The 14,156-nt window shown below is 66.4% G+C and carries 5 protein-coding genes; 2 read left to right on the top strand and 3 right to left on the bottom strand.

The genetic code is table 11. The annotated features are described in order from the left end of the window. The first annotated feature begins 55 nt into the window (after positions 1 to 55). Positions 56 to 676, top strand: coding sequence for a Uma2 family endonuclease (locus AB0B29_RS06690; protein ID WP_362234831.1), 621 nt, complete (start codon positions 56 to 58; stop codon positions 674 to 676). Between the two features lie 507 nt (positions 677 to 1,183). Here the strand turns inward: AB0B29_RS06690 and AB0B29_RS06685 are convergent. The 3 genes from AB0B29_RS06685 to AB0B29_RS06675 all read right to left on the bottom strand — a co-directional run bounded on the left by AB0B29_RS06685 (position 1,184) and on the right by AB0B29_RS06675 (position 9,852). After that, positions 1,184 to 1,795, bottom strand: a complete 612-nt coding sequence (locus tag AB0B29_RS06685) for a hypothetical protein (RefSeq protein WP_362234829.1) — start codon at positions 1,793 to 1,795, stop codon at positions 1,184 to 1,186. Positions 1,796 to 2,167: 372 nt separating this feature from the next. After that, positions 2,168 to 2,662, bottom strand: a complete 495-nt coding sequence (locus tag AB0B29_RS06680) for an SMI1/KNR4 family protein (protein WP_362234826.1) — start codon at positions 2,660 to 2,662, stop codon at positions 2,168 to 2,170. Further along, positions 2,659 to 9,852: an HNH/ENDO VII family nuclease gene (locus AB0B29_RS06675; protein WP_362235655.1), complete on the bottom strand. Its 7,194-nt coding sequence runs from the start codon at positions 9,850 to 9,852 to the stop codon at positions 2,659 to 2,661. Before AB0B29_RS06675 ends, AB0B29_RS06680 begins: the two co-directional genes overlap by 4 nt. Before the next feature lie 582 nt (positions 9,853 to 10,434). On the opposite strand from AB0B29_RS06675, the gene AB0B29_RS06670 reads away from it, so the two are divergent. After that, positions 10,435 to 13,923 carry a DNRLRE domain-containing protein gene (locus AB0B29_RS06670; RefSeq protein ID WP_362234823.1) on the top strand — a complete coding sequence of 1,163 codons (3,489 nt, stop codon included), beginning with the start codon at positions 10,435 to 10,437 and terminating at the stop codon, positions 13,921 to 13,923. The last annotated feature ends 233 nt before the right edge of the window (positions 13,924 to 14,156 follow it).

The raw sequence follows: 14,156 nt of genomic DNA, 5'->3' as shown, positions 1-14,156 counted from the left end.
GGGAGGCGTCCGACCTACGATGATGCTCTCGACACCAGTTCCCAGGAGGCACCTGATGTCCGCAGCTTCCGTCGAGCAGCCCTTCCGCGAAGAAGAGCCGGTCACCCTCACGACCATCGCCGACGAGATCATGGAGCGCCATCCGGGCTACCGCGTCGAGATCATCGGAGGCCATCTCCTCGTGACCCCGTCCCCTGATGCACCTCATGCCCGAGCCCTCACTGGCCTCATGATCCCGTTCATCGCCGCCGGCCTACACGGCGGAGAGACCGAGACCCTGCAGAACGTCGGACTCTGGCTCCCCACCGGCGCCGAGGACTACGCCATCCCCGACCTCGTGGTGGTGGACGCCGACATCGACGACCATCTCGTCGAGAACAACGCCTACGATCCGGCCTGCTTCCGTCTCGTCCTGGAAGTCACGTCGGGGAACTGGAAGGACGACCTCAAAACGAAGGTCGCCGCGTACGCCGAGGCGAAGATCCCGGTCTACATCGTCGTGGACCGCAAGCACCAGCGGCTCCACGTCCTGACCGACCCGGTGGGAAGCGGCTACGAGAACCACCGCCCGCACTCCCCCGGCGAGCTGGTCACCCTCCCCGACTCCATCGGCGCGAAGGTGACCCTGGACGTGGCCGAGATCCTCGAGGCGGGCCGACCGAGGACGAACGACTGACCGAAGGACCCGGAAGCGGCCAGATCAAGGCCTGTTCCGGCCGCCTGTCGTACGGCGCATGGGACCGGAGCGGCCGGGTGCCACCAGACTGGCGCCCATGATGCCCCTGAGGAAAGCCGCCGTCGCGCCCGGACGTCACGACCTGAGTGGATCTTCAAAGGCCAGCTCCCGACGGTATCGCCTCTGCTGCTGCGCCCGCCTGGAGCTGGTCACGGCGGAGGCTGCCCGGCGCCCCGGGGTCGACATGGATCCTGACTGATCACGCGGCGCGAGCGCTGTCGATCGTGACCGTCGCCGGCAGGCGCGTGGCTCTTCCTGGTGGGTGCATGCGCTAAGTGCGCGGCGATCTCGGCACGGGCCAGCATGCGACAGGCTCTGCCCGGGATCCGCCGCACGCGTCGTGCTGACCTTGCCGTCAGTGTTGCCATTTCTTCGGCGGGGCTCCCATTTCCTGCGAGACGCAACTCATGGAGCGAGGCCATTAAGGTTGCATCTCTTTATGGTTGTTTAGATCGCGATGTCAAATCCCAGCGCACTCGCATATCGACTCGCCCATCCCTTGGCCGATGCCAGAACGTCCATAGACCTTCCGTTCGACAAGCGAATCGGTCCTTGTTCCAGCTGCCCCCGGATTCGTGACTCCAAGTCAGTGTCACCAATATCACGCGCCAGCACCAGAGCCTGCACGAGGCGAGCTGGATAGTTGGCTACGGGAAGCCAGACATAAAGGTCGCCTCGCTGTACGTCTTCGGACGAAGAAAGCAGCTCACAAAGGTCGGTGCGGTCAGCTACGAACCGAGCCGCTCGACCCAACCCCTCCCGAAGAAACTCCTCCAGCGAGCTGTCCATAGCCTGCGGCCAGGGCGTCTCGTTACTTGAACTGCGAATCGGGACGGACATGCGCCCGTACTTCTCGAGAGCCGAGCCGAACTTGGCGTCACCCACGTTCATGTGCCAGGTCAGCATGCCCGCAGCGTCTTTGGAGATCCACCCGAGGTACGCCAGCCCTTGAGACTCCCAGCGCACCTCACCCCTTCGTGACACTTCAGCCTGGGAAGGGACAGTGCCGAGCTCCATGGCCGCGCGCAACACGGCCGGCGCGGTCAGCGGCTTAGCCATCCAACATCACCACTTCGTCCATCTGCGGGACCCGTTGGGCACCCTCACGAGGTCGAACACTATCCCATCCGGCGTGTCACGATAGGTCCAGAGCTCACCGTATTCGACACCCATTCATGTAGCGTCGCAGCTGCCGAGTTCCGGCCTTGATACCACTCTTGGTATTCGGCTTGAGCTCCACAGGGAATCCGTCCGCAGTGAAGCCATCTGGAATATTTCCTGGCGGTATTTGATGGCCACGCGAATACCCAAGAGAACTCAAGTACTCAGCCGCCGTCCGCTGATGTTGCCGTCACCGTTGCCGTCAAGAACCGCAGAAGCCTCGCCAGGATCACCTGGCGAGGCTTCTCGCTTTTCTCCCGATTTTCAGCTTCAGCCGGACTCTCGCCAGCGCGTCACAGCACGCTGGCACAGCGCGAACGCGAAGGACCCGAAATCATCCCCGAGCCTCTCCATGCTCTCGCGGTCCACAACTCCGGGGTCCCAAACGAGGACGGGATACTCGCCTTCCTGATTCACTTGAGAAGAATCAAGGACGACCAGCCCACCCATTCCGTCAAACATCGCAACGATCAGATCGGATGGTATTCCGTACTGGCTGCGAGCATCCAGGGTTTCCGTTACGGAACCCAACAGTTTCTGCCCCATGGCGGGCGTCTGATATACGCCAAGAAATTCTTCACCAGCGATATCCCAGGTTCCGAACTCTTCGACCAGACGGCGGTACGAGGGGGGGAAAGCCACACCCAGATCACTCTCGGCGGCGGCCATCGTCCCTGCATCACAGCCGTCGGCGTGGTTCGCGATGTCACCGTTCCCGCGAACCAGCTCGATCAGTCGCTCACTCGCCTCGACAGCGTTCATCATCCACCAAATCCTGCCGCTCGGTCCTTCCAGTACTGCGATTTCCAGGCGTTGAAGGCATCTCGATCGATTCCACTGGGGATCTTGGTGCCCGCCTTCCAGTGCAGCTGATTGTAGTTCCCGAAGTGCATCGAGTGTGTCACCTCGGCTATCGGCCCGTCCTGCGTCTGGAGCATGTGATGAAGGTTCAGCGGCTTGCCGTCCGGACCCATCGGGGCCAGCCCCTGCTGCATTCTCTTGAGATTACTTCGACCGTACTTGTCCGCAGGCGAAAAGTAGTCCGGATTCACGAGATCATCCCGCTGATAAATGCGCTGACCGTTGTAGTCGGTCGGCGACCAGAATTGGCAGTTTGAGTTGTGAACAAGGACCGGAGTGGCCCCCGCCAGCACATAGTACGTATGCAGGCCATCGACCGTCAGGTTGTACGTGCGTGCCCGCTTCGTGAATGGCCGGTTGCCCGTGACGATGACGGTGTCGCCGTCGTCGGTGCGCAGGGTCATGCCCGGTTGCAGATCTCCTGCGTCGATCCAGTCCCGTTCCGACGGTGACCAGAAGGGGTGCTCGTAGGTGGCTATGAGTTTCTCGACGCCGTCCTCAGTGGCAATGAACAGTTCATTGAAGAACTTGTCACCATCGGTCCGGATGAGCCTGGTCACTTTTCGGGGGCCGGTCTCACCAGTCTCAGGGTCGGTGGCCTGGACCATGTCGCCGACTGCTACATCTTCGATGTCTTTACTGGTGCCGTCCGCCATGAGGACGTCGGTACCTGCAAGGAAACACTTGGCGCAGCCGCCCAGTGCTCCTCTGGCGGCTCTGCCTCCGGGGATGAAGGCGTACGGGAGGGTTTCCCACCGCTTGCCCCGCTCGTAGGACTCGGCGTCCTCCTGGCATCTCTTGAAGTTCTGGAGGCAGTAGTTGGCCGCTATGCGCTTGGCCTCTGCGACGTCGTCACTCTTCAGCAGGAACTTGTACGCCTGGCGGCAGCCTTCCCGCCCGAAGCAGACGTTGTTCGTGCCGCTCTCCTCGACGATGGGCGTTTGCCAATACGTTCCGTCCGGGAAGCGGCCGTTGGGTCCGTGCTCGTAGAACAGATCCTGCAGCCGTTGAACATCGTTCGTGACCGGGGTGTGTGTTTCCACCCAGCCGGGTTCTTGCTTACAGCTGTAGTAGCAACCCCCCGGACCCGTGCCGCCCCTGGGCACGCCGGGCCCCCTCGGGTTCTGCGGCCCCGTGGGGCCACCGTCGCGGCGCGGCTCGCTGTGGCCCGATCCGTCATCGATCCACAACCCAGTGGGGTCGGAGTGCGAAACCGGACTGTTGTTGGCGTAGGCGTACCCGTTCATCTGCAGCGGATCCGCTATGTCGATGACCGGGTCGGCTGAGAGGAAGCGGCCCGAGGTCTGGTCGTATTCGCGGGCGCCTATGTGCGTCAGGCCCGTGGACGTGTCGTCGATACCCACGCCCAAGTAGCCGCGCTTGTTCGGCCAGGTGGAGGGTTTCGGGCCGCGGGTCTCGCCGTACGGCTTGAACGCGCGGCGCGTGACCGGCTGGCCGGCCGTGAGGTCGACCGAGGTGTTCGCCGTGCCCAGGTGGTCGGTGAGCAGCGTGCTGACCTTGTGACCTGTCGTCGAGCCGTTGGTCGTCGTGCGGACCACCGAGGGCGCGCCCGGCTGGCCGTAGGAGCGGGAGGCTCGGGTGATCGTGCCCGACGCGTTGGTCGTGACTTCGGCCTCGCCGAGGTACAGCGTCGAGCCCGACGGTGAATTCTCCAGCAGGCGGTTGCCGTCGGCGTCGTAGACGTACGTCGTCTTCTTGCCGTCGTCCGTGATGGAGTCGAGCTTGTTCTCCGGAGTCCAGTCCAGGGTCTGCGTGGTGTTGTACAGGTCTCGGGCTGTGGTGTTGCCCGTGGCGTCGTAGGTGTAGGCGCTGCCCTTGCCGGTGGGCGTGGAGCTGATCCACGTCATCGTGTGCGGCTGGGACTTGTACGACGTCGTGCCGCTGCCGGCGACCGTCTTGCCGTAGCCGTAGGAGTAGGTGACGTTCTTCGTCGCGTCGGCCGGATCGTGCTCCGTGAGCGTCGCACGGTTGCCGAGCCAGTCGAAGGTGGTCGACTGGTGGTAGGCCGTCGTGCCCGCGGCCACCGTCTCCGGGGCCGGGGCCGCAGCGGCGAGCGTCGAGGCGAGGGAGTCGTCGGGGGACGTGTTGTCCGATTCCGCGTCAGGGGCGTCGGCGACCGGGCCCGAGGAGGTCGCGTAGGTGGTGCGGTGGCCCCACGCGGTGCCGTTCGCCGACTTGCAGCCCGTACCGCCACCGGTCGGCTCGATCTTCGACGTCCAGGCGTGGGCCAGTTCGCCCAACACGTCGTACGTGAAGCACTGGGTGTCCCAGGTGCTGCCCGTCGCCTCGCTGAGCTTGCGTGCGTTGGAGGTGATGGTGCCGGTCGCGTCGTAGGAGTAGTAGCTGTCCGTGATGCGGTGCGGGCCCGCCGTCTCGCGGTCCGCCACCGTGCGTTGGAGACGGCCGGTGTGCGGGTCCACGAAGTTGGTTGTCCAGACGCGGTTCGGCTGCGCACCCGAGACCGTGCGCAGCACCTCGCCGTAGGGCGAGTACGTGGCGTCGGCGGTGTACCAGGTCAGGCCCGAGGTCGACTCCGGCATGCCGTCGCCGTTGTAGCGCGTGACGACCTTTTCCTTGGCCAGGCCACCGACGGCCGGAAGGGTCACCGACTGCGGCTTGCCCGTGGGCGTGTACGTGTAGGCGTACGCGTAGGTGCCGGCGAGGCCCGCAGTCATGGAGTTGGCCGGGACGACCGTCTCACTGCCTGCGACTCGGTATTCGGAGTCGTATCCCGTGACGCGGTTCACGTAGTCGCCGGTGGCGGTGTGCCGCTTGCTCGTCGCCGGTTGGCCGAGGCCTCCGGGCGCATCGTCGTAGGTGTACTCCTTCACGGGGGTGGCGCTCGCCGAACCCTGGCGGACGTATCTGGGCCTGCCGAGGATGTCGTACTCGGTGAAGATCTCCTGACCGCGCGCGTTGCGGACGCGGGTCGGCCGGTCCACAGCGTCGTACCAGGTGTCCGTGGTCCCCGTGTCGGGGTCGGTGGCGGACGTCACCCGGCCGCGGGCGTCGTAGGAGTAGGACCAGACGTTGCCTGCCGGGTCGGTGACTTTGTCGCGGTTGCCTCGTGCGTCGTAGCTGTACGTGGTGGTACGGCCCGCGGTCGCACTGGAGGCGTCCTGGGTGAAGTGCTTGACGGAGGTCGTCCGGCCGAGGGCGTCGAAGTAGGTGCGTGTGCGAGGGGCCGTGGAACCGGGCGGGTTCACCGTCTTGCTGACGGCGTCGTAGAACGTGAAGGTGGCGTATTTGTACCCACCCCCCTGGTACACGGAGGCACGGGCCTCACGCTCCAGGCCGTCGTAGCGGTACTGGGTCCAGGACGGGATCAGCGACGTGGACCTGGGCCTGAAGAGCGCCGTGTCCGGTTCACCCTTGGCCAGGTAGGCGCCGGTCTTCTCCGCGACCAGGCCGTGGTCGTTGTACTTGGTGTCGACGATGATCCGGCCGGGTCCGTGGGCCTCGGCCTGCTTCTGGACTTCACGCGTCAGGCCGTCGTAGAGCGTGACCTCCTGGCTGTAGGAGCCGTCGTCCTTGAGGGTTCCCACCGTCACTGCGGCGGGCTTGTTCGCGCTGGATGTGGCGATGGCCGGCTGATACGAGACGACGACGTTCGGCGACTTGCCACCGGAGGCGCGGGAAGCCGTCCAGCCCTTCACGAGACGGCCGAGCGCGTCGTACTCGCTGCGTGTCGTGCGGCCGTTGGCGTCGGTGACCGTCAGCGGCAGGCCCCGCCCGGGGTCATACGTCGTGGTGACGGTGTGGCCCTTGGCGTTGATCGTCTTTGTCGTGGTGACCGGACCACCGGTCTCCGGCGTGTATCTCGTCTCGGAGGTACCCGAGCCCGCCTTGGTGACCGTACGGACACGCCCGAGGTCGTCGTACGTGGTCTCGGTGGCGACCGAGTAGGAGGTGCCCGTGCCGTCGGTCTCGGCCACGGTGGTGGGCGAGCCCTTGGTCGGCGTTGCCCCGTGGGCCAGCTTGTCGTAGCTGTACTGCCGGGCCGACTTCAGCTGGGTCGCGGGATCGGCGGAGGCGTACCCGGCGCAGGAGGTGCCGGTGGTGCGCTGCTCCTTGGGGAGGCCGATGAGCCAGGCGGTGGTGTTGTGCACGTAGGTGGTCTTCGTGCAGGTCTGATCCGAGAGGGTCTCGGCTGAGCCGCTCGGCTTCACGACGGCTGTCTCCACCTGGACGGGCAGGCCGTAGGTGTCGTCCGGCGTGGTGAGGGTGCGTACGGCGCGCCAACTGGAGCCGACCGTCTGGATCTCGTCCGTCCGCTTCGTGCCCGTGCGGTGCGCCAGGAGGGGATCGGCGGTCGTCCCGTCCTCGTTCTCGCGGGAACGGGACGCGGTTTCCTTCGACCAGGGGTAGTTCAGCGTGCGGCTGAGGACCTCGCCGCCCGAGTCGGAATAGGTGATGGCCTCCGCGGTCGTGCCGGCGTACTGGGGAGCATCATCGGCGAGGAGGGTGTAGGTGTTCGTGGAGTCCTTGACCGCTCCACCCGTGCCGAGGAAGTACCGCGTCACCGAGCGGGACTGTGATTGCGGTACGCCCGGCTCGGAAGTGAGCTTGCTGCCCTTGGTGACCGTGACCTGCCGATGCCCCCGCCAGTCGCTGTACGTCCGCAGGGCGGGGCGTGTGAACTCGTCGTCGCTCTTGGCCCATGCCGGGCCGGAGTACGAGTACATCGTGACGGTCGGTTTGCTGTGCGAGGTGACTTTGTCGGTCTCGGTCACGGACGCGACGACGTACTTGTTGAACCAGGACTTCGCCGGGGTCTTCTCATCACCGTCGGGTGACCAGCGCACCGGGTAGCAGGTGCCGTTGTTCTCGCCCTTGTCCTCGGCGGGTTCACTCGCGCACCCGCCGGTGTACTCGACCTCGATGTCGCCGCCGTGCTCGGTGGAGACCGTTCCGATGCGGGGGCGGGTGAAGGGGGGACGCTGGTCGCTCTTGCCGCTGAGCACCAGGTTGGGCAGCTGGCGGTCCTTCAGCCGAGCGCGCAGGGGCGACGAGGCTCCGACCGTGTAGGGGGCGAAGCTGATGCCGTCCTTCGACTGGAGGGTGCCGGTGGTGTCGCCCGGGCCGTACCCGGTGCGGGTGATCGAGTTGAGCCAGAGGCCGGGTGAAGTGTCGTACCAGTCCTCCGGGAACGACTGGTGCAGCGTGTAGGTGTCCACCTTGCCGAGGCCGGTCTGTCCGGCGCGGGCGGCCTTCGTGGTCACCGTGTCCAGGCGGAGTTGTGTCCAGAACGAGGGGAACGACGGGCAGAGCTTGGAGGTGGACTTGCAGTTGAGGTTGCCCGGCGTGTCCCACCAGGGGCGGTAGGCGCCCGGGTCGTCGGTCTTGGCGAAGTTTGCCGCGTCGCACGCCGACTCGGATCTCAGGCACCGTTGCTTCGCGCCGAACGTGACGGTGGCCGACGGCGTGGTGAGGGTGTCCGGGCGCATGCCGTACTCGATCGAGGCGGGGTAGGCGTAGCGGTCGTACTGTTCCGGCGACTTGAACTTCTTGCGGACGGCGTAGTGGTTCGTCTCCTGTTTCCAGTTGACGATCATCGTGTTGCCGTTGACGTCGACGACCTTGTCGAGGCCCCAGCGCCAGGCCTGCTGCTTTCCGGAGCCGCAGCGCGAGTCGGCGAAGGCATCGGCGTGACACGGTTCTCCGGGGTGGTTGCCGAAGACCGGCACGGTGGAGACGGAGGAGGTGTCGGCGTGACCTCCCCCGACGCTGTTCTGGCCGTAGTAGTACTTGGTGCCGTCTGTCGTGGTGACGACCCAGTACTCGCCGTTGTTGTCGTCGTTGCTGCCGCCGACGCGGTGCTCGACCCGGGTGCCGTCGTCCTGCTGGGGACGGTAGATCTCCGTGTCCTTGTCCGGATCGCTGCCGGAGCCCGCGTCGCGTACCAACTCGGTGGTCCGGCCGCCGAGGGACATCACGGCGTTGTAGGAAACCCAGCACAGGTCGGACGTCTTGTCCTTCTTGGCCGTGTTGTTGGGTGTGCCCGCCTTGAGGGCCTTGCGGTCGTCCCGGCAGGAGCGATAGCGGCGCTCGATGTGGCCCGGATCGTAGGACCAGCCCTCACCGATCCAGGAGGCCTGGGGCGAGGAGACCGCGGTACGCCCGTCCACGGTCTGGGAGCTGTAGTTGAAGGAGATCGTCGGTGCCGGCCCGGCCGGCGGGCTGGGCACGGTCAGCGGGTAGGACCAGGTGAAGGCGCCGGAGGAGCCTCCCGCCTCCCACTTCCCGTCGGAGGCGAGCGGCGTGGCCTTGAAGGTGCCGCCGCCGCTGTTGCCGGAGTCGACCACTCCGACGACCGCGGTGCTTCCTGCGGCGGCCGCGGAAAGCGCCGTGGACGCGCGCCGGTAGGACGCCTGGGTCACACCGGAGGAGCCGCTGCGGGTGGAGGGGGCGGCAGCGGGCGTGACCGTCCCGTCCGCGGCCGGGTCGACAGTGGCCGTGAGGGACTTGGCCGCCGTGTCGTTGGTCGTCTCCAGTTCCTCGTACGTCTGGCACGCCTCGTCGTCCGGCGTCGTCCAGTAGCAGTCGGGGAACATGACGAAGCTCAGACGGGACGCCCAGTCCGCGCCGTAGAGGTTCTTGAAGTTGGCGTAGTCCAGCTTGACCGAGACGGGCACCGAGCCGGTGTCAGGTGCCTGGACCAGCAGGAGGCCGCCTTCCACTCCCTGGGCGACCGGCGAAGTCCGGTCCGGGATGGTGACCTGCCAGGTGCCGGTCGGCGCGGGCTGGGCGGGGGCCTGGCCCAGGCTGACGGGCAGTGACCCGACCGGGTTCAGAGCAGCCGGCTCGGCGGTTGCCGCGGCGGTACGGACCGACGCGGGCGTCGGGGCGGAACCGAAAGTGACCGTGCCCGTCTGGTTGGAGGGCGGATTGATGGTTCCTGTCGGGACAGCGAGCAGATCCTCGGGGACGTCTGCCTTCAGCGTGCTGAGGTGCCTACTGAACTCGCCGCCCGGAACCGGCTCGTCGCGTTCGAGTTCCTCGAGCGTCAGTGATTCCCGCCCGACCTCTTCCCTGACCGGATCCGGGGGAAGCGCCAGCGCCGGCGCGGGCATCAGACCCAGCAGCAGTGCGGCAGCGGTCACCGGCACGGCGGTACGCGGCAGGCGCGGCTTGCGGGCATGCGAAAGTCGATCGAACACGGCGAGGTCCCCCCGGACCACTGGAGCGGGACCGGCTACGGACCACGCGTGACGACGTATCAGACAGCAGCAGATTCTGTGATCACCCTGTGAAGGAAAGCCAGAGGTGACGCTTTGCTGTGATCATCATCACGGAATGTAACGGGTTGTTGCGCAAGGAAGGGAGCCAACCCCGGTAAGCGCTTCACAGCGGAAAAGTTCCGCCCCTTAGCGGCGTTTTGGCATACACAGGACGGTTGCCCACAAAACAACCTACAGAGAAGCACCTCTTGGGCCGCTTCGCAGCTTTTGCGAACACACGCCGAACCGACACCCTCGCCCTGCAAGGCTCCCGCTCCCTCTGTACGGATGCGCCGCCGCCGACTCTCAAATCGCACCCCCTGAATCTCCACAGGGTGACGACAGATTCCCCATGGGTCATCATCGGCTCGCCCGGCCGCGCCCAGTCGCACGCCGGATTCCAGGGGGAACTACGGGGGAAGGGAAACCCGCCCGATGACGCGCAACTGGCGCCTGAGGCCCGGCCGTCGAGGCGGTGTGGTGCTACTCGCCGCCGCGGTCGCCACCACCGGCATCGTCTACGCCGGAGTACGGCCGGACGGCGGTCCCGCTCAAGGCAGCGGCGACCACGAGTCGAGCGCAAGCACCGTCACGGAGGTCACCGCCCTCAAACAGGCGGCACGGAACGGGAAACCCGTCGAGGTCACTGCCGAGCGCACCGCCCGCTCCACCACATGGGCACGCCCGGACGGCCAGATGTCCAAGCAGCTGTACTCCGCGCCCATCCGAGCCAGGGTGGGCGGCGAATGGAAGAAGATCGACGCGGGTCTGCGCCGCACGGGGGCAGGGTGGGAGCCTAAGGCCACCAACACCCGCATGGTGTTTTCACCGGGTTCCGGCGAGCAGGACGGGCGGCGGGCATCCCGCTCCACCGTGCGCCGAGTGTCCCTGGTGAAAGAGGCCGCTGCGGACGCCACCGAGAATCCGCTGGTCACCTTGTACGTCGGAGGCAGCGGTGAGTACAAGATCGAGCTCACGTGGCCCGGCCCCGTCCCGACGCCGGTCATCGACGGCAACCGTGCGCTGTACCCGGAGATCTTCCCCGGCGGAGACCTCGTGCTCACCGCCGACGATGACGGCTTCGGCCAGCTGGTCGTACTGAAGAACCGGCAGGCCGCATCCGACCCGCACGTCAAGCGCCTGGTGTACGGCCTGCACTCCGCCCAGCTCTCCTTCCGCCTCGACCCGGTGACCGGGATCGTCAGCGCCGAGAACGCCGATGACGAAGAGGTCGCCATGTCGCCCACCCCGCTGATGTGGGACAGCAGTGGGCAACCGGCCGTCACGGACGGCGGCGTCGGGGCGACGGCGCAGCCGAGCGAACCGGAGTCCCCCGGCCCAACGGACTCCGGGGAATTCCCCGAAGACAGCCCGGCCCCCACCGCCGGAGAGGACTCCGTGGAGTCCGACGAGCAGAGCGACACCGACATCGAGGTCCTGCCGTCGGCGAGCGATGGCCCCGCCCCCGAACCGTCCGGGGCGCCACTGCCCTCCGCGCCGGCGGAGACGACGCCGACACCAACGCCGTCAGGTGCTGCGGCGACCCTGGGGCTGGCCTTGCTGGAGGGCCCCTCTCCGGACTCTCGGGGTGAGCTCGTCGAAGCGGATCTGTCCACGGGACAGTGGACGCTCACACCGGACCAGGACTTCCTCACCGACCCGGCCACCACCTATCCGGTGTTCGTCGACCCCTCGGTCAAGAAGCAGGTCCAGAACTGGACCACCGCCTACAACCGCCACCCCAACGCCACGTTCTACAACGGCAAGGGCTTCAACAAGGGCGGCACCCATGAGGCCCGAGTCGGCTTCGAGTCCGACACGTGGGGCACTTCCCGGTCGTTCTTCAACATGTACTTCGACAAGGACCTGAAGGGCACGAAGATCACCAAGGCCACGCTGCGTGTCCTGGAGACCTACTCCTGGTCTTGCAGTGCCCGCTCGATGAGCGTGCACCTCACCGGCGAAATCAACTCCCACACCAACTGGAAGAACGCACCCAAGCTCCACGACGGCAACAAACTGGCGACCAAGGGTTTCGCGCACGGCTACAAGTCCGGCTGCCGGGACGCCTTCGAAGGCTTCGACGTGAAGAAGGGTGCACAGAAGGCAGCCGACCGGGGGGACGACACCATCACCTTCGGCATGCGCGCCCGCGATGAGAATTCGCAGTACGCGTGGAAGAAGTTCCAGGCCAACGGCGAGTACCCACCCATCCTCGAGCTGGTCTACAACCGCCGGCCGTCGATCGTCTCCAACTCGCTGGACATCGGTCCGGACGGCAAGTGCACCACCACCAAGCCGTACGTCCGCATGGGCTCCGGTGCCCTGACCTTCACCGCGAAGGGCACGGACAAGGACAAGAACCTGGACTACCTCGACTTCGACCTCTGGCCGACCGGGCAGTGGGACTCCGCCGGCGATCTGCTCGGCTCGACCGGGAAGGTGTCCGTCGGAGGCGACACCGGGACGGCCCTGAGGTCGACGAAGGAGTTCTCCACCAGCAATCTCAAGAACGGAACCACGTACTCGTGGCGGGTCCGGGCGATCGACGATGCCGGTACGACGTCGTCGTACTACCCGATCAAGACACCCTGTCGGTTCGTGCTGGACACGTCCGCGCCTCGACCGCCCGTGGTCACTTCCACCGACTATCCCAACGCGGACGGCAACCAGAACGGCTTCGGCAACGACGCCGAGGACGCCAACTGGTCGGCCAAGAAGTTCGGCACTCCGGGTTCGTTCACCGTGCGCGCCCTGAACACCGATGTCGTGCGCTACGAGTACGGCTTCAACTCAGCCACGTACACCGGCAGCGTAGGCAGGACCAACGGCGCGGCAACGAGCGTGAGTGCCGCTCTGTCCGGGGCGAAGCCGCCCACCGCTGGGCCCAACGTCCTCTACGTGCGTACCGTCGACAGCGCGGGCAACCCATCGGATCCAACGAAGTACTTCTTCTACGTCTCGCCACGAGATCAGGCCGACAGTCCCGGTGACTTCACCGGAGACAAGCTGCCCGACCTCATGGTCGTCACCGAGGGCGGCAACCTGGCCATGTACCCCTCGCAGGCAGACAAGGACGACCTCACCAAGGGCACCGGTGACCTGGACTACTCGATGGCCGGCGCCTACCGCTCGAACCCCGACAAAGACCCCAACGGCGACGATCTTCCTTCGTATGTCCCGGCGCCCTCCGGGCACTTCAAGGGAGCCCTGATCACCCACAACGGTGACATCTACGGCGGTGACGGCCTCCAGGACCTCGTCGTGCGCCTGTCCGGCAAGCTCTGGGTCTACCCCGGGGACGGCTATGGCGCCGTCAATGTCGACCGGCGCCAGGAGATCCTGCTGCCCGAAGGGGCTCCCAGCCCTGCCGGCATCACTCAGATCGTCTGCGCGGGAGACGTCACAGGAGATGGCCGCCCCGACTTCTTCGCCACAGTGCGCAACGGCGCCGGCACCGACGACGAACTCTGGGCCTTCACCGGCTACCACGGCGCGACGGTGGACCAGGCGTTCCGCCTCAACTCCTCCGCATGGAAGGAGCGCGACCTGGTCGTCACCCAGGACGTTTCCGGTGACGGCGTGACCGACCTCGTCTACCGGTCGGACGTCTCCGGGAAATTGTGGCTCCGCAAGGGCATCGCCTCTTCCGGCGGCGGAGTCGATCTCGGCTCACTGGCGACAGCGGCGGATTCCTCCGGCGGTGAGGACAACGAGTACGGCGCATCCGGATGGGCGAGCAGCGCCAAGCCTCATCTGATGGGCACCCCGAGCGCCAACGGCGACACGGTCCCTGACATCTGGGCCGTCCTGGCCGACGGATCCGTGCGCTTCCACGCGGGTGGCAAGGCCGCACTGAGCGGATCGGGTACGGAGGTCATCGCCCGGGCGGACTACTGGAGGACCCGCATCGGCATCGGGTGATGCGTTGAGCAGCGGGCTGGGGCCGGTTCCCTCGAGGGAGCCGGCCCCAGCCGCGTGCTCACAGCCCACTCAGGATCAACGGGTCCGTCATCTTCGTGTGCGCGCAGCGTGCGGTCGGCCTCCTGGCCTCCGTGTCGTCAGCGGCCCGGTGGCGAACGGTCGGCCAAGGCGTGGGGCAGGGTGCGGCGGTACTCGGCCGGCGAGCACCCCAGCTGGTCCGGCACCTTGTCCCG

Source organism: Streptomyces tibetensis (assembly GCF_040647715.1).
GTDB classification, from domain to species: domain Bacteria; phylum Actinomycetota; class Actinomycetes; order Streptomycetales; family Streptomycetaceae; genus Streptomyces; species Streptomyces tibetensis_A.
The sequence above is the reverse complement of the archived record's forward strand: the minus strand, read 5'-3'. Positions and strand labels throughout refer to the sequence as shown.